This is a genomic window from Mucilaginibacter lappiensis (genome assembly GCF_900155965.1).
Lineage (GTDB): Bacteria > Bacteroidota > Bacteroidia > Sphingobacteriales > Sphingobacteriaceae > Mucilaginibacter > Mucilaginibacter lappiensis.
In genome coordinates, this window is sequence record NZ_FTMG01000004.1 from 160,909 (window position 1) to 182,221 (window position 21,313).

Genomic DNA, 21,313 nt, shown 5'->3' on the forward strand with positions numbered 1-21,313 from the left:
ATTTGTTATGTTTATTAGTTATAAAAATAATAATCATGGGAGTTTTACAACATGTTCAACATCAGATATCGTCACTTAACGATCTGATCAAAATAAATAACGACCGTATAGCGGGTTATGAAAAGGCTAATGAAAGCACTAATGAAATAGGTTTAAATTTACTTTTTAAAGAATATATTGATCAAAGTAAAGCCAATGTTTCTGATTTGAAAGAATACATTCATGTTTTGGGTGGCGATCCTACTGATGGTACCAGTTTGTCTGGAAAGCTTAATAATACCTGGATAGATGTTAAAGCGGCTTTTGGGAGCAAAGACAGGCATGGCATATTAGCTGATTGTGAACGCGCCGAGGATGTTGCTAAGAAAGCATACCGTGCTGCATTGGATGATAAAGAGCTGATTTGGGAAGATCAACAAGTTGTATTTATCCTCAAAAAGCACCTGGAAAGCTTAATAGTTGCTCATGACACCATTAAAGCTTTGCGAGATGCTGAAGTCAATGCATAATATTTATGCGCTGGCATAGTTAAGCAGATTAAATCTGGTAGATTATTGACTAACCGGTTTTACTGAAATAACACTATCTACAACAAATACGCTTACCCCGCGCCACGGTAACGAGTGCAAGTACTCCTTGTAATGTAGTTCAAGGAACGAACCCGTGCTGCTGTTCAGTTTTTGTGCAACTTTCTCATCGGTGACCGAAAACATGAATTCGTTGGAGGAGATATTCCCACCACCTTGCGGTGGTGTTTTAATACCGCTTTGTATTAAACGCCCTTCATAAGTTTTAAACATGTATCCCTTTTTTACAAAGTAGTTCATGGTGCCAGCCTTTGCCCCTTCCCCAAAAACAAAGAAATAACGCTGATAAGTAAATCCGGCGATTAATACTAATATTACGATTAAAATAATTGCTTTGGTACGGCCTTTCATAAGATATATTTTTATCTAAACTACAAAAACTTCATAAGTAAACAATATCTAAGTGAAACTTATGCCGTGGTTGACATCAGTTACTACCAGCAGGAGTAAGCTTTACATTTTTATAAGATGAAAGCATGAAGTTGATCAGGTCGATAATATTTAGCGGAGGCTCATTGGTGTTGATGCTCAGTTTCTTTTTACTATCAACAAAATCAATGGCAAAGTAATAGTTCGGCGCGTCTACTACTTGGTTGCCTTGCTGCCAGTCGTTCATTTTCTTTAGTTCGCTATGTTTTAGCCAATAGTTTAATGTATCCAGTTGACTTTGGCTCAATTTTCCGGTGTAATCGCCTTTATAGGGGGCGGCATGTTCGCCGGCTTTCAAATGATAATCACCATTGGGCCATATCTCGATACCCAATTGCGGGCAATCGCCAAAGCAGGTAGAGGATAAAAAATAGAGCTTAGAGAATTTGATATTTTTATCGTAGCTGTTTTTGAAGTTGAAGAACTCGTAAGTAATAGTACCAGCTAATTTAATGGCGTTAGGTTCAACTGCTTTTAAATACATGCGATTATAGTCGGCATGTCTTATCAGAAATTTAAAGTCGTCCCGGCGCTGTTTTTTAAAATTATCGGCACTGCTCCTGAAGATATCTGACAGGATCAACGTATCATTCACAATGGCATAATGATCTTTAACACCAGCGTTGCCTACAAAATTATAGTATACTTTTTTATCGGCGAAATAGAGGTGGCCCAGATCCTTTGTTATCCATCGTTCGGCGTCCAGTTGTACTTTTTGAGCAAATGATACATGAGTGACCAGTAGAAATATCAACAGAGAGAGTCCTCGTTTTACCATTGGGGTTATATTTTAGGGGTAGATGAAATTTGGCTAACGCTTTAAAAACTCACAAACTCATATAATATTTTGTTAATGATTTAAAATCATCAAACTTCAGGGCATAATCGTCTGTTTTGCCAAAACCATAAGTTACAAATATAAATGGTATCCCAGCCATACGTGTCTGTTCAGCGTCACCATTGGTATCACCTATATAAACCGGGTGTTTTAAATGGTGCTTATCAATCAGCAATTGCATGTTATGATGCTTGGGCATATTGTTTTGCCCGTAAGCTATGGAATCGGTAATATCATCCTCAATTTTGGCCCAGCTGATAAATAAAGGGATAATGCCTACAGCGCAATTGCTGAGTATAAAGATTTTGTATTTGGTTGCTAATTGCTTAATCCCCTCTGTTACCCCATCGTACATGATACCGCCGCTGGTGGGGAGTATTTGCCTGCGGGTTTCATTTACATCCATATAAATGCCCTGTGCCCTATCCTCATCAAAATTGGGCATGAGTACCTTGGTTAGTTTTTTGCCTTCCATACCCATCAGCTGCATCAGGTCATCGCGACCGATAACACGTTGAATACTCATTTTTTCAAATACGAGGTTCCAGGAGTTAGCGTAGGTGTCAACGGCATCCCAAAGGGTTCCGTCCATGTCAAATATCAGGCTGTCGGGTTTCTGCATATAAGCAATATTGTTTTTTGCTAAGATGTAAAATTTACACCAAGCATAAAACAGAAGTTCATGTTTTCTTCATTATTAATCTTCACCTTAGCAGTGTGATAAGGTTAATGTGGGCCAGCTTAGCAGGAGGTTGGTTCCATAGGGCCTCTACCGTAAAAGGTAGGGGCTTTTTTTATTTTACAACATTTTATTTGATAAAAATATAGAACCGAAGTCTGGATACGGCTTCGGTTTTTTGTTTTAAATAATATTTTTGTGTTTGATTATTAGATAGTTATACTGTCTCCAATCTGATAAACCTGATGGAATTTAATTCCCAATTTATCAAAATGCTTCACATAAGCTGCGTAGCGTTTCTGAATGAAAAACGTTTTGGCATATCCATCATGAACGGGCAATATCTGTCGCGGTTTTAACGCATCGGCAAAGGCGGTTATCATCACCTCGCTTGCAAATGGCGCCATGGTTACCATAATGAGTAATTCTATATCTTTGAATTTCAATAATTTATCTACCATTGAATCAGCCGGGTGCAATACTTTGTCGTTGATGAGGAAGCCCGTCATTTGAGGTAAAGGGTTGTCCATGATCAAGGCATGCTTTACCGGGAAGGCCTTCAGTTTAAATGGGCCAAAATGTTCAGTGCCTTCTTCCAAGATAGAATATTTTATTCCTGCTTTCTCTAATTGTTCGCCAACCTGGCTGTTGGTTACCACATGCGCACCACTAATATTTACAATTTTCTGTAAAATATCTATTACAAAGTGATCGGGATGGATATGGGTGATCACAATAACATTGACGTCGGCAAACATTTGCGGCGTTACCAGGCCTTCAATAAAAGAAAAATCGCCGGGATCAAATAAAATTTTATAGCCATCGAGCTCAAATACAAGACATGAATGGAGATATTTTGATATTTTCATATAACGGTAGTTTGGTATCAAGTAGCTAGTATCACGACACCTACATTTGCCTTGTAATGCATTCAAAAATCTTGATACTGGCTACTTGATACTAAAATTACAACAATTCGTTGGCCAAATTGGCCAGTTCGCTCCGCTCCCCTTTTTGCAGCGTGATATGCGCGTATAAGGGATGCCCCTTAGCTTTATCTATCAGGTAGGATAAACCATTGCTTTCGGCATCCAGATATGGTGTATCTATCTGATAAATATCTCCTGTAAAAACAAATTTACTGTTTTCGCCAGCACGTGATATAATGGTTTTTACCTCATGCGGTGTAAGATTTTGTGCTTCATCTACAATAAAAAATATTTTGCTCAGCGTACGACCGCGGATAAAAGCAAGTGGGGCTATCGATATTTTATCGTTGGTTACCAGTTCATCAATTTTGGCCTGCATTTTTTCATCGTCCATAAACTGGTCTTTGATAAATTTCAGGTTATCCCATATTGGTGCCATATACGGGTCAATCTTTGATTTGATATCACCAGGTAAAAAACCAATATCCTTATTACTTAAAGGCACAATTGGCCGCGTAACAAAAATTTGACGATAATATTTACGCTGCTCCAGTGCGCTGGCCAGGGCCAGCAGGGTTTTGCCTGTACCCGCATTGCCCTGTATGGTTACCAGTTTAATATCGGGATGTAATAAAGCATGAATAGCAAAAGCCTGCTCTATATTTTTGGGTAATATGTTAAATACCGGTTGTTCGATAACCTTTTCAAGCTGACGGGTTTGTGTATTGTAAAAACCCGGGACATCACTGTTTTTACCCTTTAATATATAGAAGTGGTTATTGGTATATGATGCTATATGCAAACTTTCGGCAGGCAGGTTTTCTTGTTTATTGAGCTGGTTGATCAATTTTTCGGTGACCTTGTTTACATCAGTTTGCCCGGTATACAATTCAGCCAGGTTTTTAATCTTGCCTGTTTCGTAGTCTTCCGCATGAAGGTTAAGGGCTTTTGCTTTTAGTCGCAAGCAGATATCCTTTGATACCAGTACCACTTTTTTACCTGGATTTTCTTCCTGTAAACCTAATGCCGCGTTTAGTATGCGGTGGTCTGTTTTATCGGAACCAAAAATCTCTTCGGCATCAATAGCGGTCGTTTTAACATCCATAGCCACCTTAAAACTGCCTTTGCTTTTGCCATTGAGTGGGATCCATTCATTTACCAGGCTATTGCGCGACAGATCATCCATGAGCCTGATAAAGCTGCGAGCTTCAAAATTGCGGGTATCATTACCATTTTTTTTGTTATCCAGTTCTTCGAGTACCTGTATAGGTATGGCCACATCATGTTCCTGGAAATTCTGAAATGCATTGTGATCGTAAAGGATCACTGAGGTATCTAAAACAAATATTTTATTACTTACAATAGTCCCGTTCTTACCATCTTTATTCATATCCGCCTAATTTAAGGAATATGCCGTTAGTTTCAAGCACAAAGATCATCTTGGATTTGGGAATTAACTTCTTTGAGAATTTCGCCGTTTGAGACGCTGGCGAATGTGGTATGCCTGATATTAGTTATTGTGAGTTGCTGTTGCGAAAGTAAACAGGCAGAGAAGACTACAAAATCTTATAAACATGAAAACGGGAGTCTTTTCTTTCGAATTGAGCTCCCGTTTCCCGACCACTGTTCTGCCATAGCTTCCCAGTAGCACCAAGTTTTGTGTATCATTACCGGCATGACCTTGTCCGTCGTTCTTTCGAACTGTCGACTCCTCCAATGTCATTGGTTCTGTTGCGGTTCTCCGTGAAGTTCCTGCATTTTCCCAATACCTCTTTTAATCACAATCTTTTTTCAAAGACTTTCGTTTTTTCATTTTTTCATGTGACTCAAGCACTTCTATTGTTCTTTAGTTCTCCCGAAGGCTAACCCGATTCAACTTCTGTAATCCTGAAAGGCTGTCAATGTACGTCGTTCTTGATGATTTCAATATCGGGACATATGGATGATTTTGCAAGGATTTTGTTTATTTTTTATTAACACGTTATTAACATTTATAATTAGTTTATAAACATTTACTAAGTGTTGTTTATCAGTTAATTATTTGTTTATTGTTGAAAAGTAACAACGGTTACAAACAATAGGTTTATTCACAAACAATATGGAAATCAAGGGTTTTTCTCCTCTGCAAAAATCGTAAAATTGAAAATACTCTAAATTTTCTCTGTTAAATGCTTCCAATAACGCTTGGGAATATGCCTTAAATGTAACCTGGTATTTTTCCTGGAAACGATATTTACGCTAGTAAAATAGTTTTTCCATAGGTGCTGATAAATACTTTCATCATCGCTAAATGCTGTTATTACATTCGTGGGGTTGTTCACTTCAGAAAAATCAAGCGAAATGTATTGTATATCATGCAGATCATAATACAATCCATACCCGCGCTTAATATCATAAATGATCCATTTTTGATCGGTATACCTATTTTTAAAATGCCTGATCAATAATGGTAATACATTAAAATCAGGTTCTACAGCCGAGTAAAATGTTTCATCCTTTAGTTTTTGGAAACGCACGAATGCCTCCATCCGGTGTTTTTCGCGACGTACCATTTTGATGATCTCGGAGATGCGCATCACATATTTGTTTCCATAATCCTCTTCAACATTCTGATCTGTATCAAAAACGTAGCGGATAAAACCTACAATCGCGCTTTCTTCATTTGCCATTTCGGCCATATGGGCAATATATAATCTTTGCAGCCCTGCGGCTGATAACTTTTTACATAATCCCTTCAGTACCCTGTTGGCGCGGTTTTCATCGGTAATAATCTGTAATACCTCTTCAAACAACGCGCTGGAACGCCATTCTCCTTTTATTAATTTTACGTGGAGCAGCTTACGATCGTATATTTCAAATACTGCAGTCAGTAAACCTTCAAATGTTCCATCGTAAATTAAAGAGTACATGATCAAAACAGGTTGAGTTGGGTTTGGGTATTTTTAATGTACTTACTTTTTGATTCGGCCAGGATAAACTGCTTGATGTTATTGCCTGTCAGGTCTCTCCGCTCAAATTCATTGCTTTTACATATAATAAAATACCGGGCCCGGTTAATGGCTACTCCTATTTTTTTAAGTTGTTCCCAACTCAATTTGGCAAACTTGCGGGCGCTTACAATTTTTTGTGCCGATAACAAGCCTATCCCCGGCACTCGCAATATCATTTGCAGATCGGCCTTATTTATATCAACAGGAAAAGCCTGCATATTACGGATAGCCCAGCCCAGCTTAGGGTCAATATCCAGATCAAGTAATGGTTGTTGCTGGTTTACAATTTCATTTACGTGAAAGCCATAAAATCGCATGAGCCAATCGGCCTGGTAGAGGCGGTTTTCACGCACCATGGGCACTGCTGTGTTTAATGCCGGTAAGCGTTTATCTATCAGCACCGGCACATAACCGGAGTAATACACCCGTTTTAAATTGAAGTTTTTATAAAAATAATTAGCTGATTGCAATACCTGTTGGTCACTCTCGGGTGTAGCGCCAATAATTACTTGTGTGCTTTGGCCTGCCGGCGCAAACATAGGGGCGTTTTTAAATAGCTTCTTTTCTTCGGTTCGCTGAATGATCTCCTTTTTCAAAAAGCTCATGGGGTTGATCATATCCTGACGGTTTTTATCAGGAGCTAATAATTTTAAACCGGCCTCTGTTGGCATTTCCAGGTTCACACTTAGTCTGTCGGCGTAAAGGCCAGCCTCCCGCATCAATTCATCACTGGCGCCAGGAATTGATTTAAGGTGTATATAGCCGTTAAAATTATGCTCGGTACGCAATTTTTTGGCTACCCTAACCAAGCGTTCCATGGTATAATCTGCATCTTTAAAAATTCCCGAACTTAAAAACAAGCCCTCAATATAATTTCGCCGGTAAAAATTAATGGTCAGATCAACAACTTCCTGCACTGTAAAAGCCGCCCGTTTAATATCATTATTCTTACGCGACACACAGTAGGCGCAATCAAAAATACAATGATTGGTAAGCAGAATTTTCAGTAACGATACGCAGCGGCCGTCTTCTGTATAGCTGTGGCAGATGCCATTACTGGCATTCCCAAGTCCCTTATTTTCGTTTTTGCGTTTACTGCCGCTTGATGCGCATGATACATCATATTTAGCGGCGTCTGCTAGTATATTCAACTTCTCTGTTATTCGTTCTGCATCCATATGAAATCAAAAATACTAATAATTTTAGCATGTTGATATTTAATAAGAATATATTTCAGCACTTTAGGTTGTAGTATGGAATGAGTTCTCTATAGTTCAATAACAAAAAAGGCCGCCCCTTACGGAGCGACCTTTCTAAAAAACCAAACTAACTACTTTATGAAAACAATCTTTAATTATTTAATGGCTATTTCTCTTGATTGAAATTTAGCTTCTTCTTTTTTGGTTACAATCAGCTTCAATACACCATCGGTATAATCTGCTTCAATTTTTGAATGATCAGCGCTTTCTGGTAAAGTGAATGATCTGTTGAAAGAGTTATAGCTGTATTCGCGTTTGCTGAATTTTTTACCTTCTTCTACGCTCTCGCTTTTCTTTTCGGCCGAAATGGTTAATACATTTTTATCCAGGTTGATCTTAAAATCTTCTTTCTTTAAACCAGGTGCAGCCAATTCAATCTGAAATTCGTTTTCAGTTTCGGCAATGTTTACCGCAGGCACACGGGCTACTAATTTATTACCAATGTATGAGTCGTTCAATAAAGAGTCCAATACATCATTAAAGAATGGGTTTACCGCGTTATTTTTTAATCCGTTGTTGAATTTTACAAGTGTCATTTTTAATGTCTCCTTTAAGTTTTTGTTTTTGTTAACTTCGTAAGCTATTAATCAAGTGTTGTACCAAGCTATAAAATCAATACATAAGCGACAATTTGTCATTATAAATTGATTTAATACAGACAAAATGACCTAAATGAGCGAAAAAATTACAGATTACAAGTATAAAACGGCCATCCCCATCCGTTTTTCAGATATAGATGCCTTCGGGCATGTGAACAATGCCGTGTACTTAACCTATTTTGAAATAGCCAGAAGCAATTACTGGAAAGAGATCATTAACTGGGATTGGAATCATGCGGGTATTATCCTGGGCCGGTCAGAGATCAACTACCTGAAACCTATTACCATTAATGACCAGATAGCCTGCTATGTGCGTACCGTACGTATCGGCAACAGTAGTTTTGATGTGATGCATGTATTGGTTAGGATAACTGAACATGGTGAAGAAATTGTAACAACCGGCAAAACTATTTGCATTAGCTATGATTACAGTGCCAATAAATCAGTATCTATCCCCGCCAATGAGCGCCGCAGTATGATTGAGTATGATGAACCAAGACTGATATTGAATACGAATTAAAAAACAGCCACCACAGAGCTATGCGGTGACTGTTTTTTAAATGTTAGCGTATAGTTTTCGTAGCATCAACTACTGTATAGTTTTTATTATAAGTTGTCGAGAATAGATTGATATAAACACCATTCGTACCACTATTGGCATAGCTTACCAAATACCAGTACCCCAATGTTGAATAAGTAGTGGTGGTGCGTGATTTTGGATGAACAATGATCAGGTTATTTCTTGAGCTTTCCGGCTGAGTGATAGCTATATCATTACCTGGAATTCCATCAAAATCCTGAAAGCCATTGGAAAGTATGGCCCAGCTTCCGGAACCCATAGGGTACGAATTCATTTGCCCTGTTTTAGCCGTAAATATTATGAGTTGCGACCCACTTACTATGGTTATTTCGGCACCTGGTACTCCATCCAGGTCGGTAGTACCACCCTGCACCACCGCCCAATTTCCGGAACTGATAGGATAAGATGATTTTGTGCCTGTCCTTGCTGTTATAATGATAAGCTGACTACCGTTAACAATAGGTATTTCTGCACCAGCTACTCCATCCAGATCGGCAATACTGCCAGGCGCGGCCGCCCAGCTTCCGTTGCCGATGGGGTACGTGGAGGTAGTACCCAGTCTGTCATTAATGATAAGCAAGCTTCCGCCAATATTTACCGGAATCTCAGCGCCGGCAACGCCGTCCAGGTCTACTATACTGCTGGCGTTGCCAAATAATAATGCCCATGCGCCACCGCCTACAGGGTATTGATGACTTAAACCAGAGGCACGCACTACAGTTATGAAGGATCCGTTATTATAAATGTTATCGGGAACGCCATCGCCATCAACATCAATAGTGCCCATAAGTACACCGGAGTTCGAACTAACTTTTGTTTTGGCGGTGGTTAATGATTGGGGTGAAGAATTTGGCGAGGGAATCTCATCATTTTTTGTTTTGCACGAATAAATACTTAGCAGACAGAAAACGGTGAAGGTGACTTTTGCAATAGCAATAAGACTTCTTTTTGCGGTAAATGAATTTTTCATAGATAATGATTTGGTTTTAGTGATATTATTATTAATATGATAATAAACGGATGTTTGCTTTTGTAAGTCCTCTTCACTCAAGTAACCTTAGTGGTTTCCTATACTGCCATGTAATATTTACATTGATTATGAAATAATATATGGTATAAAGTGTTAAGATTGAGTAAGGATTAGTTTGTGCATTGCTAAGTTGAGCAGATAATAAAGCAATTGCAAAATCGGAGACTCAACATTACTACATCAGATTTTTTTATTTTAAAATACGATATTTAATTATTTAATAATGAGATTATTGTGAAATAATTAAAAAAATACATTTTAATTATCAATAATAAGTATGAGAGCCAATGATGTAGTATAATATGCTCTTGTATAGGTGGGAAGACACTGAAAATAAAAGCAGAGCAAAAAATCAGATGCGCAAAATGTTGATACCGTCTGCGCATCTGAAACGGCGAAGTCCTCAGGGAGTTAATTCGCACATTTGTTAAAATATCTTTCCGGGGTTTAGTATCCCGTTCGGGTCAAATACTTTTTTTATGCCTTTCCATAAGGCAAAATGAACATCAGAGTATTTTATCGGCATAAACTCTTTTTGAACCAAGCCTATACCATGTTCGCCGGATAGCGTACCGCCTAATGATACGGTTAGTTCAAATATTTCTCGGATGCCGAACTTGAGTTTATTTGTCCAGTCGCTATCGCTCATTTTGGCTTTAACAATGTTTACATGTAGGTTACCATCACCGGCATGGCCGTAACAAACAGATTCAAAACCATATTTAGAGCCTACTTCTTTGATGCCTTTTATTAATTGTGGCAATGCAGCACGGGGTACTACTGTATCTTCCTCCTTGTAAACAGAATTTGATTTTATCGATACCGCCATGGTACGCCGCAAACGCCAAAGTTCTTCTTTTTGTGCCGATGAATCTGCAAACAGCACATCGCTGCAATTGTAGTTTTCTAAAACCGCGTTGATCTTTTCGCAATCGGCAAATATCACATCCTGGTTGTTGCCGTCAACTTCTATCAACAAAAAAGCTTCAACACCATCTTTTAGATCAAAAGCAATATCATCATACTCCATTACCCACTCCACTCCCCTGCGTTCCATAAACTCCAATGCTGATGGTACAATACCTGCCCTGAATATAGCAGACACAGCCGCACAGGCAATTTCATTACTTGGAAATGAAGCCAGCATCAGGGCATCAACGGTTGGCAAGGGTATAAGCTTAACCACAATTTTGGTAACGATGCCCAAAGTGCCCTCTGAGCCTATCATCAGCTGGGTTAAATTATAACCTGAAGCATATTTAAGGGTATTGGCACCCGTCCAGATGATCTCGCCCGAAGCCAAAACCACCTGTAAGTTCAATACATACTCACGTATAGTACCATACTTTACCACGCGTGGCCCACCCGAACCATGCGACACATTGCCGCCAATAAAGCAGCTCCCCTTACTGGCTGGATCAACCGGGTAAAACAAACCTTTGGCGGCCACCTGGTTCATGAATTCCTCGGTAATTACGCCGGGTTCTACCGTAGCCTGTAGGTTTTGCTCATCAATTTCCAACACTTTATCAAAGCGTTCCATGGCAATCAGTAAACCACCTTTAACGGGCAGTGCGCCACCGCTTAAGCCTGTACCAGCTCCTCGCGGTGTAACCGGTATGCGGTGCTTACTACATAGCTTCAATAAGGCGGCAACTTCTTCCGGGGTCTGTGGCTTGGCGACTACCTCGGGGTAGTAAACCAGGTCCTCGGTTTCATCGTGGCTGTATTTTTCAAGATCATCATGCTGCACAATAACCGCGTCGGCACCAACTATAGTCGTAATAGCTTCAATTACAGGTGGTGTTATGATATTATAATTCATGTTGTTGGTGGGTAATTAATAGTAACGCTCGACTGGGCTACACGTCCCGTCAACGGGGGATTTAATTTTTTGATCGTAACCTGGATGGTTTTTACAAACGGATATTTGTTTTGGATACGATTAGTAATGGCTTGTCCTACAGTTTCTATCAGTTTGCTGGGGATTTTCATCTCCTCGCAAGCTATGGTATATACTTTTTCATAATCAACCGTATTATGCAAACCGTCTTTCAGGTCGGTTACCGGTTCAAAACCTACGGCAATATCTACCAGAAAACGGCATCCTATTTTTTGTTCCTCCGGATAAAACCCGTGATAGGCAAAAAAATCTGCACCCTGCAAGGCTATGTTTATCATGCTCCAAAAGTAATTGATTTTTTGATTTGGCAGGCCTGTTTACACCTGGTGATCATTAAAATTTATCAGGAATGACCAGTTAATGATTTTTCTTAAAAAAATATAATTTGCAAAAAGCAGGTTTAAACAATCTAAACCTAGTTTTTGGAATAAAGTGGCTTCTGGTATTCAAAAACAGCGATTTGGGTTTAATCAACTCCACCCTAAATCATCTATATTTGCCCACCAACTATAACATTATGGCTAAAACAGATCTATACGAAGCGCCTGATTATTATCAATTAGATGAATTGCTAACCGAAGAACATAAGCTCATCCGTTCATCCGTGCGCGACTGGGTGAAGAAAGAATTAAGCCCCATTATTGAGGATTATGCGCAAAAGGCTGAATTCCCCAGTCAACTTATAAAAGGTCTTGCCGAGATAGGTGCCTTTGGCCCAACTATACCTGTTGAATATGGTGGTGCCGGTTTGGATTATATGGCTTATGGTATCATCATGCAGGAAATTGAGCGTGGCGATTCTGGTATCCGTTCCACCTCATCTGTTCAAGGTTCCTTGGTGATGTATCCTATTTATGCCTATGGTTCTGAAGAACAGCGTAAAAAATATCTGCCCAAGCTGGCATCTGGCGAAATGATAGGCTGCTTTGGCCTTACCGAACCTGATCATGGCTCAAATCCAAATGGAATGACCACCAATATTAAAGATGCCGGCGATCACTATATTTTGAACGGTGCCAAAATGTGGATATCCAATGCGCCATTTGCCGATATAGCCGTTGTTTGGGCTAAAGATGAGAGTGGCAAAATACGCGGAGTAATTGTGGAGCGTGGAATGGAAGGTTTCAGCACCCCTACTACGCATAATAAATGGTCACTAAGAGCATCCGCCACCGGCGAATTGGTTTTTGATCATGTAAAAATACCCAAAGAAAACCTATTACCCAATGTGGCAGGCTTAAAGGGGCCATTAGGTTGCCTTAACCAGGCCCGCTACGGCATTGCCTGGGGAGCGCTTGGTGCAGCTATGGATTGCTACGATACAGCCTTGCGCTATTCCAAAGAACGTGTTCAGTTTGGCCGACCTATTGCCGGCTTTCAATTACAACAAAAGAAACTAGCCGAAATGATCACCGAGATCACTAAAGCTCAGCTATTAGTTTGGCGTTTAGGGGTACTTAAAAACGAAAACAGGGCAACACCTGCTCAAATATCCATGGCTAAACGTAACAGTGTAGAAACTGCTATTAACATAGCCCGTGAGGCCCGCCAAATGCTGGGTGGCATGGGTATAACCGGAGAGTACTCTATTATGAGGCACATGATGAACCTGGAGTCGGTGATCACCTACGAGGGTACACATGATATTCACCTGCTGATAACCGGTATGGATATTACGGGGGAAGACGCGTTTAAATAGATGTGCAGATGTGCGAATTTTAGATGTGCAGATGAAGACATTATTGGTAAAATGCCTAAATTCTTTTCATTTGCATATCTGCACATTTGTAATCTGCACATCTATTTTACCCTTCTGATAAAAACTCAGCGTACCATTTGCCGGATTCCTTAATAATGCGTTGTTGTGTACTATGGTCAACATAGATCAACCCGAAACGAGGATGGTAACCTTCGGCCCATTCAAAATTATCGGTCAATGTCCAAACAAAATAGCCATTTACCTTGCAGCCTTCGTTTTTTGCCTTTAAAACTTGGCTTATGTAATTCTGAAGATACCGCAGACGCCTGGCATCATCAACTTTGCCTTCATTCAGTACATCCGGGAAAGCAGCGCCATTTTCGGTGATAATAATGCTTTTTATCTGCGGGTAAGCATCAAACTTTTTGATCATATGATAGATAGATGGCGGATAAACCTCCCAGCGCATAGCGGTAAGCTCTTCTACCTTTCTGTTTTCGGCCTTTACCATTTTGGCATTGATATAAGGCGTGAAAAAGGAATATTTTACAATTTCCCGGGTATAATTCTGGATGCCTATAAAGTCAAAATCGAAGTGCATGTTGTCTTCGTCGCCCGGCAGTACGTATTTTTGGATGGTCTTCAGTATAGGTAACTCTTTTACAGGATAACCCATGCCTAAAATAGGCTCAATAAACAAACGATTTATCAGCGCATCAGCTCTTACAGCGGCGGCAACATCACGTGGTTTATCGGTAGCGGGTTCAATTTGTGAGCATGAAAATGTAGAGCCTATTTGTGCTTCGGGCACTAATTTCCGTAATATTTTAGCCCCAGCGGTTATACTAAGCACTACATGATGTATTGCTGGGATAAAATTCCGGATGCCACTCTTGCCGGGAGCATGGATACCAAAAAAATAGCCAGCACCGGTAAAAACAACCGGCTCGTTCATCACCATCCAGTGTTTTACACGATCGCCAAAACTTTTGGCGCACAGGGTCGCAAATTCACCGAACCAATCAATAACTTCGCGGTTTGTCCACCCTCCTTTTTGCTCCAGTATCTGGGGCAGGTCCCAATGATAAACGGTAACCCAGGGCTCTACCCCTTTTTTGATACAATAATCAATAACCCGGTTATAATAATCAATACCAGCCTGGTTTACTTCGCCAGTGCCATTTGGTAAAAGGCGCGACCAGGATATAGAAAACCGGAAATTAGGGATATGAAGCTGTTTAATCAGGTCAATGTCTTCCTCATACCTGTTATAAAAATCACAGGCTGTACGGGCATGGGCTGCATTTAGTATTTTACCTTTCTTAGCAGTAAAAGTATCCCATACGGATTCACCTTTGCCATCGGCATCAGGAGATCCTTCTATCTGAAATGCAGCGGTTGAAACGCCCCAAGTAAAGTCGGGGCCAAAAAGTTGTTGTCGGAGTAATGTATCTTGATCAGTTAGTTCCATTAAATTGAGCTACGCAAAGCCCAAAATTGCGATTATATTTATAAAAGAAAAATTTAACGGACAACTTAATGTATGAAAGATGATCTCATACTCTTCAGGATCATCCATTCGCGAACACTGCTGATCAACCTTGAAAAAATCGTGATGAATTTCATAACTATGTTTTTAAATATATAGTTAAAGGTAACATACTGGTATAACCTTATTGTAACAGTTATATTATCATATTATTAAACCCTGGCTGTTGTACGGTTTAACTAAACGGTATGTTTTACTTAAAGTTAGTAATTTATTGTGAAACAAGTACTTATTTAAAGAATAAGTTTTAAATACTATATGTTTTGAAGTAAACAGGATAAAAACAGATAAAATTCTGATTTTGAGTTTTGCAATTTAAGCCGGATACTTGTTTACCGTTATCTCTCATCTCATGAAAACACACTTTATTAAACTGTTCAATTATAACCGTTTTGCCAATGATCTGTTATTGAACGCCATAACAGATGCTCATGTGCCTCCTAAGCCATTACAGCTGTTTGCACATTTGCTAACAGCCGAGCAGATTTGGTATAGCCGCTGTCATAGCTTGCCCAACAAATTTAGTAGCCCCTGGCTTGACTATGCCATTGAAGAGTGCACGCAGCTTGTTCCGGAATGTCACGATCAATGGATAAGCTATTTAAATGATTTAACCGAGGCCGATTTTGATAAGATAATTAAGTATCAGAATTTCAGAGGAGATTATTTCCAGGACTCGCTGGCAGATATATTAACCCATGTAATTAATCATGGTACGCATACCAGGGCACAGGTTGGCCAGCAGTTAAGATTAGCCGGTGCAGAAAGTTTACCTATTACTGACTATAGCTATTATTTAAGATTATTAAGAAGCGGCATTTAACCTGTTTATTTGCCATATTTGCCAGTACATACTTCTATCGAGAAAGAGACCCATGAAAAAAATTAGTTTAGTGATTTTAACAGCTGTTGCTTTATGCGGCTGTGGAGATAATAAAAAGCAGGAAAAATTACTTTTAGACAGTGTTATTGCCATTCATGATAAGGTAATGGGCAGCGATGAGCAATTAATGAAAAATAAAATGATCCTGGATAGCATTATCAAAAATGCTCCGGCCGCTGTTAACCAGGACTCAGCTAAAGTTTATCTGAAAATTGTTGATGATGCTGATAATGCGATGAGCGATTGGATGCATAAGTTTGATGCCGAAAATAGAGGCAAATCGCACCAGGAAGTCATTGATTATTTAACCGATCAGAAAAAAAAGATAGTGGTTATTGACTCGCAGATAAACAAAGCAGTAACCATTTCTAATAAATACCTCAATACAACCCCTAAAAAATGAAAAACATCATCTGTGCATTAATTGTCATAGCATTTTATAGCGCCTGCAAACCAGGTAGCGGAACCACTAATACGCTCCCTATTTTGGGCAACAGGGAGCCAGTTATCAAAACAGTTGATGGTAAACAAGTTACCGACACGGTTTATTCAACCATACCGACATTTAAATTTGTGAATCAGTACGCTGATACCATAACCAATAAAAGTTTGGATGGCAAAATATACGTGGCCGATTTCTTTTTCACCACCTGTCCTTCTATTTGTCCGGTAATGCACCGTAATATGCTTAACGTGTATAAGGAATTTAAGGCTGATGATAATTTCAGGATCATATCCCATACCATCGACCCTAAATATGATACTGTGCCGGTATTAAAAAAATATGCCGACAAAATGGGCATCAGCGGTAATACCTGGTGGCTTTTACATGGCACCAAAGAAGAAACCTACCAGATAGCCAAAAATTACCTGGTGTCGGTACAGGAAAAAAATCCTCAAGGAGAATATATACACGATGGCTATTTTATTTTGGTTGATAAACAAAAAAGGCTCCGTGGCACCTACGATGGTACCGACCCGGCACAGGTAACCAAGTTAATTGCTGATATTAAAACTTTAAAAACCGAACCCGATCAGGTTGCAGCTAAATGAAATTAGCGTTTATTACAGGCATAGGCTTACTGTTCATCGTTGCCCTGGTGGCGTCTTGCCAAAGCGATGAGCAGGTGGAGTTTAACCGTTATTATTCTGGCGGTAGTGTTTTGTACCTTGCACATTGCCAAAACTGTCATGGCGAAAAAGGCGAAGGCTTGCAGGCGCTAATCCCTCCTCTTACCGATTCTGTTTTTATGAAACAAAACCGACCATCGCTGGCTTGCTATATAAAAAACGGACTTAAAGGAAAATTGAGCATCGTCGGTCGCGAGTTTGAGGGTGAAATGCCGGCTGCGGCTGATCTGTCGCCCATTGAAATAGCTAAAGTATTAACCTATGTTACCAACTCCTTTGGGAATAAGCAGGGTTTGATAGACCTGCAACAGGTACAGGCTGATCTGAAAAATTGCAGGTAAGTAAGGTATCTTATTCGTGTTATGATGGTCATGCCAGAGACTTTATGTCGGTCCTATAACCATAAAGAGGGTGTCATGCTGAGCGCCGTCGAAGCATGGTGGGCAGGCCTCTACGCTCGCCCTTCGACGGAACTCAGGGTGACCCCCGTTTTTTTAGCAACTTATTATTACTGCTTTTTACTAATAAACTGCACATTGGTTTTACTGTCAGATCTCAGCACACTTTGCTGTCTGAACCGATGTATATACAGTTGAGCAATGCTATCCAACGCTGCCTCCCGTTGTTTGCTTGGTTTTCCAAAAAAGGTAGCCACTTTGGTAGGTTCTGTTATGGTTACTTTTGTTTTGGTGTCCTTCCAGCGGCCGTCGGCATTCCATTCCGTATATCCTTCGGGGAAAAAGTGACTGATCACACTGTCGCTAAAACTTTTCCATTGTTGTTCGCTAACCTGCCCGCCATCGGGGATATCCCTTCCAAAAAACAGATCTGTTCGCTGATAAGTAGCGCAAGAAGCCAAAGACAGGCAAAAAAACACAGGTAGCATGAGATGGCTATTCTTTTTCATAGGTGTAAAAGGTTTTGGTATGCATCAAAAATAATAAAAATAAAATTTAATTATTGTGCATATTGTTTAATTAATGATTATAAATAGCCTCACCCAACCCTCTTCAAAGAGTAATAGCCCATGAAAAGACAGCCTGATTATTAGCAGCTTAAATTCCCTCCCTCGGGAGGGGTGCGATGGATTGCGCGGTAGCAGGGAGGGGCTTATTCGTGATGCAGGCAGTATAAAACCCCTCCCTACCCTCCCAAGGGAGGGAATCGCACATATCCCCATGCTTTTAAATTTAATCCTGTCATATGATGGGCTATTACTCTTCAAAGGAGAGGGCTTTAAAGCACGTTTTTGAAGTCTCCCCTTTTGGGGGAGATTTATATGGGGCTCCTTCCACAAAAAAAATCCCTACCTTTGCTCCTGCAAAACGTTCTATCGCTGCTGTCTTGTACAGCGGAGGAAAGTCCGGGCAACACAGAGCATCCTGCTTCCTAACGGGAAGGCGCCGGCAGCCGGCGACAGCAAGTGCAACAGAAAATAAACCGCCACGATTTATCGGGGTAAGGGTGAAACCGTGAGGTAAGAGCTCACGACGTTTCCAGGCGACCGGAAATGATGGTAAACCTCAGGAGTTGAAAAACCAAATAGGTCCCGGAAGTGGAGCTGCTCGCTCCCGCAATGCCTTCGGGTACTACTCCGGGATGGGTAGGTTGTTTAAACCTGTCAGCAATGGCAGGGCCAGATTAATGATAGAAATTGCTTTTAAGCAATACAGAACCCGGCTTACAGATTTGCTGCTGAATTATATAACCCTTTCCTGCAAACAGGAAGGGGTTATTTTTGTTACAAGCACAAGTGTTTATTTTTCTATACAAAATCTTATATATTAGCAAGCTGAAATGAAGTCTTGAGTCCCGAGTTTTAAGTCTGAAGTCTATTCTTAAATAGTCTTCAATTGATGACTTCATACCTAAGACTAAAGACTTCGGACTTTAAAAAAACTACCTGATTTACTTTAATAAAAAAACATGGCTAAAATTTTAATCATTGATGATGAGCGGGCGATCCGTAATACTTTGCGTGAAATATTGGAATATGAGGACTATGAGGTTGAAGATGTTGACAATGGGGTTGACGGATTGCAGCTGATAGAAAAAAATGATTACGACCTGGTACTGTGCGATATAAAAATGAACCGCATGGATGGCATGGAGGTGCTTACCGAGGGTTTGGCCATAAAACCTGATCTGCCTTTTATCATGATATCTGGTCATGGCACCGTTGAAACCGCCATAGAAGCCAGCAAAAAGGGCGCATTTGATTTTATATCAAAACCACCTGATTTAAACCGTCTGCTGATTACTGTACGCAACGCCCTTGATCGCGGAAGCCTGGTTGTAGAAGCCAAGGTTTTAAAACGTAAGGTTTCAAAAGTTCGTGAAATTTTGGGTAACTCCCAGGCTATTCTTAAAATAAAGGAAACTATCGACCGGGTGGCCCCTACCGATGCCCGAGTTTTAATCACCGGAGCAAATGGTAGCGGTAAAGAATTAGTGGCTCGCTGGTTACACGAAAAATCAAACCGCTCATCCGCTCCTATTATTGAGGTTAACTGCGCGGCCATTCCGTCAGAATTAATTGAGAGTGAGCTTTTCGGTCACGAAAAAGGTTCCTTTACATCAGCAATCAAACAACGCATTGGTAAGTTCGAATCTGCCAGCGGCGGTACACTTTTCCTGGATGAGATTGGCGATATGAGTCAATCGGCACAAGCCAAAGTTTTACGCGCTTTACAGGAAAGTAAAATCACCCGTGTAGGCGGCGAAAAAGAAATAGATGTTGATGTACGTGTAGTTGCTGCTACCAATAAAGATCTGCTTAAAGAGATTGAAGCCGGTAATTTCAGGATGGACCTTTACCACCGCCTGAGTGTGATACTGATACACGTACCGCCATTGGTTGAACGTAAGGACGATATCACTCTGCTTACACAGAGCTTTCTGGATGAGATTTGTAATGAGTATGGTATGCCCATTAAAAAAATATCTGATGCAGCCCTTGATGCTCTGAAAGCTTTACCATGGACAGGCAACATCCGCGAACTTAGGAACATGGTGGAACGCCTGATTATCCTGAGCGATAAAACCATTACAGATAACGATGTGAAGGCATTTGCCAATCCTTCGGCGCCTGCGGCGGCGGGCGGCGAGAGTGGCGGTGGGGCACAAACGGATTTTGATCAGTTTAATAACTTCCAGGAATATAAAGATTTTGCAGAGCGGGAGTACATCAAATTCAAACTGGAAAAAAACAACTGGAACGTATCTAAAACAGCCGATGACATTGATATACAACGCAGTCATCTATATAGTAAGATAGAAAAATTCGGTTTGAAAAGAGGCGAATAATAAACTTTTGAAATAATTTAAAAAAGTGATTGAACTTAAGGCTCAATCACTTTTTTTATTGGGCTAAAATATCTACAATTGTAATAAACCCTAACACATTATGAGAGCCACATTTTTACTATCGTTTTGCATTTTTGCCATTGCCGGCTGTACACAGAAACCTGCTGAAACAGAAAAAGGCGCACCACAATCTCTAATTGGCACCTGGCATTTAGTATCAAGCAAGAGCATTATAAAAGGTGATACCACGGTAACTACTCCACCAAAAGATCAGGAAATGGTTAAGATATTTAATGGCTCCGATTTCGCCTTCTTTACCCATGACTTAAAAAAAGGAAAAGTTGATCAACCCGTTTTTAGCGCAGGCAGCGGCACCTATACCTTGCTTGGTAACAACTACGCAGAACACCTGGCTTATTGCAATGCCCGCGATTGGGAAAACCGCGATTTTAAATTTACTGTGGAGTTTAAACACGACACCCTAATACAAAAAGGTATTGAAAAAATAGACAGTTTAAAAATTGATCACGAGATCATTGAAACCTACGTTAAGCTTCGCTAAGGCTTAGGATCTGTTTAAAAAATTTCGTATTTTTGTATATGCTACAGCCCGGTTTCCTGATCAAAAGGGAAACCGGGCTGTTTTGTTAAGGAGAAATGCATCCCAAAAACTGACCGTTTGGTAACTAGTTATTTGACAGTCAATAAATTAAGACTTTTTAAAGTTTTTAAAACGTATCAAAACGGGACTGTAATTTGTTAAAAAGTGTTAAAATGAGAGGTTTTAAACAAGTTTTGAGCAGTTTTACCCCATTTTTGAATCGAAAAGTGTTAAAATTTAAGGTTTAAAAAGTTTTCCCCGATATGGTGAGACCGTTAATAGTCTTAGCCTCCTGGTAAAAAAGCTAAATAGCGAATTTGA

22 protein-coding genes and 1 other RNA gene are annotated in these 21,313 nt (G+C 40.0%); 10 read left to right on the plus strand and 13 right to left on the minus strand.

Annotation, left to right across the window (positions count from 1 at the left end):
- Nucleotides 1–35 precede the first annotated feature (35 nt).
- On the plus strand, nucleotides 36–509 hold the full coding sequence (locus BW976_RS10295; RefSeq protein ID WP_076373111.1) for a ferritin-like domain-containing protein: 474 nt from the start codon (nucleotides 36–38) through the stop codon (nucleotides 507–509).
- Nucleotides 510–551: 42 nt separating this feature from the next.
- Here the strand turns inward: BW976_RS10295 and BW976_RS10300 are convergent, their stop codons facing one another.
- The 8 genes from BW976_RS10300 to BW976_RS10335 all read right to left on the minus strand — a co-directional run bounded on the left by BW976_RS10300 (nucleotide 552) and on the right by BW976_RS10335 (nucleotide 8,247).
- Entirely contained in the window at nucleotides 552–938 is a 387-nt protein-coding gene (locus BW976_RS10300; protein ID WP_076373113.1) for a hypothetical protein, read from the minus strand.
- Nucleotides 939–1,014: 76 nt separating this feature from the next.
- The gene (locus BW976_RS10305) at nucleotides 1,015–1,794 is read right to left on the minus strand and encodes a DUF6438 domain-containing protein (RefSeq protein ID WP_076373115.1); all 780 of its coding nucleotides are present in this window, start codon (nucleotides 1,792–1,794) and stop codon (nucleotides 1,015–1,017) included.
- Nucleotides 1,795–1,843: 49 nt separating this feature from the next.
- Nucleotides 1,844–2,476: an HAD family hydrolase gene (locus BW976_RS10310; RefSeq protein WP_076373117.1), complete on the minus strand. Its 633-nt coding sequence runs from the start codon at nucleotides 2,474–2,476 to the stop codon at nucleotides 1,844–1,846.
- Nucleotides 2,477–2,742: 266 nt separating this feature from the next.
- Nucleotides 2,743–3,402: an MBL fold metallo-hydrolase gene (locus BW976_RS10315; protein WP_076373119.1), complete on the minus strand. Its 660-nt coding sequence runs from the start codon at nucleotides 3,400–3,402 to the stop codon at nucleotides 2,743–2,745.
- Between the two features lie 97 nt (nucleotides 3,403–3,499).
- Nucleotides 3,500–4,852, minus strand: a complete 1,353-nt coding sequence (locus tag BW976_RS10320) for a PhoH family protein (RefSeq protein ID WP_076373121.1) — start codon at nucleotides 4,850–4,852, stop codon at nucleotides 3,500–3,502.
- 760 nt (nucleotides 4,853–5,612) lie between these two features.
- Nucleotides 5,613–6,371, minus strand: a complete 759-nt coding sequence (locus tag BW976_RS10325) for a TIGR03915 family putative DNA repair protein (RefSeq protein ID WP_076373123.1) — start codon at nucleotides 6,369–6,371, stop codon at nucleotides 5,613–5,615.
- Between the two features lie 2 nt (nucleotides 6,372–6,373).
- Nucleotides 6,374–7,630 (minus strand): putative DNA modification/repair radical SAM protein, encoded by a 1,257-nt coding sequence (locus tag BW976_RS10330; RefSeq protein WP_076373125.1) that lies wholly within the window; start codon nucleotides 7,628–7,630, stop codon nucleotides 6,374–6,376.
- Between the two features lie 176 nt (nucleotides 7,631–7,806).
- Nucleotides 7,807–8,247: an Hsp20/alpha crystallin family protein gene (locus BW976_RS10335; protein WP_076373127.1), complete on the minus strand. Its 441-nt coding sequence runs from the start codon at nucleotides 8,245–8,247 to the stop codon at nucleotides 7,807–7,809.
- A gap of 136 nt (nucleotides 8,248–8,383) precedes the next feature.
- On the opposite strand from BW976_RS10335, the gene BW976_RS10340 reads away from it, so the two are divergent.
- Nucleotides 8,384–8,830, plus strand: a complete 447-nt coding sequence (locus BW976_RS10340) for an acyl-CoA thioesterase (protein WP_076373129.1) — start codon at nucleotides 8,384–8,386, stop codon at nucleotides 8,828–8,830.
- A gap of 43 nt (nucleotides 8,831–8,873) precedes the next feature.
- On the opposite strand, the gene BW976_RS10345 is transcribed toward BW976_RS10340, so the two are convergent.
- The 3 genes from BW976_RS10345 to folB form a co-directional block, all read right to left on the minus strand.
- Nucleotides 8,874–9,860: a PA5033 family protein gene (locus tag BW976_RS10345; RefSeq protein WP_139332271.1), complete on the minus strand. Its 987-nt coding sequence runs from the start codon at nucleotides 9,858–9,860 to the stop codon at nucleotides 8,874–8,876.
- Between the two features lie 487 nt (nucleotides 9,861–10,347).
- Nucleotides 10,348–11,745 carry an FAD-binding oxidoreductase gene (locus BW976_RS10350; protein ID WP_076373133.1) on the minus strand — a complete coding sequence of 466 codons (1,398 nt, stop codon included), beginning with the start codon at nucleotides 11,743–11,745 and terminating at the stop codon, nucleotides 10,348–10,350.
- On the minus strand, nucleotides 11,742–12,101 hold the full coding sequence (gene folB / locus BW976_RS10355) for a dihydroneopterin aldolase (protein WP_076373135.1): 360 nt from the start codon (nucleotides 12,099–12,101) through the stop codon (nucleotides 11,742–11,744). Before folB ends, BW976_RS10350 begins: the two co-directional genes overlap by 4 nt.
- 239 nt (nucleotides 12,102–12,340) lie before the next feature.
- On the opposite strand from folB, the gene BW976_RS10360 reads away from it, so the two are divergent.
- A complete protein-coding gene (locus tag BW976_RS10360) occupies nucleotides 12,341–13,522 on the plus strand; it encodes an acyl-CoA dehydrogenase family protein (protein WP_076373367.1) in 1,182 nt (393 codons plus the stop codon).
- Nucleotides 13,523–13,628: 106 nt separating this feature from the next.
- Here BW976_RS10360 and BW976_RS10365 read toward each other — a convergent pair whose 3' ends face one another.
- Nucleotides 13,629–14,993 (minus strand): GH1 family beta-glucosidase, encoded by a 1,365-nt coding sequence (locus BW976_RS10365; protein ID WP_076373137.1) that lies wholly within the window; start codon nucleotides 14,991–14,993, stop codon nucleotides 13,629–13,631.
- A gap of 430 nt (nucleotides 14,994–15,423) precedes the next feature.
- Here BW976_RS10365 and BW976_RS10370 point away from each other — a divergent pair, with 430 nt between their 5' ends.
- Genes BW976_RS10370 through BW976_RS10385 form a run of 4 tightly spaced genes read left to right on the plus strand, consistent with a single transcriptional unit; the run spans nucleotide 15,424 to nucleotide 17,426 of the window.
- Nucleotides 15,424–15,894, plus strand: a complete 471-nt coding sequence (locus tag BW976_RS10370) for a DinB family protein (protein ID WP_076373139.1) — start codon at nucleotides 15,424–15,426, stop codon at nucleotides 15,892–15,894.
- 52 nt (nucleotides 15,895–15,946) lie between these two features.
- On the plus strand, nucleotides 15,947–16,357 hold the full coding sequence (locus tag BW976_RS10375; RefSeq protein ID WP_076373141.1) for a hypothetical protein: 411 nt from the start codon (nucleotides 15,947–15,949) through the stop codon (nucleotides 16,355–16,357).
- Nucleotides 16,354–17,007 carry an SCO family protein gene (locus BW976_RS10380; RefSeq protein ID WP_076373143.1) on the plus strand — a complete coding sequence of 218 codons (654 nt, stop codon included), beginning with the start codon at nucleotides 16,354–16,356 and terminating at the stop codon, nucleotides 17,005–17,007. Before BW976_RS10375 ends, BW976_RS10380 begins: the two co-directional genes overlap by 4 nt.
- Nucleotides 17,004–17,426, plus strand: a complete 423-nt coding sequence (locus tag BW976_RS10385; RefSeq protein WP_076373145.1) for a c-type cytochrome — start codon at nucleotides 17,004–17,006, stop codon at nucleotides 17,424–17,426. Before BW976_RS10380 ends, BW976_RS10385 begins: the two co-directional genes overlap by 4 nt.
- 167 nt (nucleotides 17,427–17,593) lie before the next feature.
- Here BW976_RS10385 and BW976_RS10390 read toward each other — a convergent pair whose 3' ends face one another.
- Nucleotides 17,594–17,992, minus strand: a complete 399-nt coding sequence (locus BW976_RS10390) for a DUF3574 domain-containing protein (RefSeq protein WP_076373147.1) — start codon at nucleotides 17,990–17,992, stop codon at nucleotides 17,594–17,596.
- 410 nt (nucleotides 17,993–18,402) lie between these two features.
- Here BW976_RS10390 and rnpB point away from each other — a divergent pair.
- From rnpB to BW976_RS10405, 3 genes are all read left to right on the plus strand, one after another.
- Nucleotides 18,403–18,785, plus strand: an RNA gene (gene rnpB, locus BW976_RS10395) — RNase P RNA component class A.
- Nucleotides 18,786–19,011: 226 nt separating this feature from the next.
- Nucleotides 19,012–20,391 carry a sigma-54-dependent transcriptional regulator gene (locus BW976_RS10400; protein WP_076373149.1) on the plus strand — a complete coding sequence of 460 codons (1,380 nt, stop codon included), beginning with the start codon at nucleotides 19,012–19,014 and terminating at the stop codon, nucleotides 20,389–20,391.
- A 100-nt stretch (nucleotides 20,392–20,491) separates the two neighbouring features.
- A complete protein-coding gene (locus tag BW976_RS10405; protein ID WP_076373151.1) occupies nucleotides 20,492–20,953 on the plus strand; it encodes a hypothetical protein in 462 nt (153 codons plus the stop codon).
- Nucleotides 20,954–21,313: the final 360 nt, after the last annotated feature.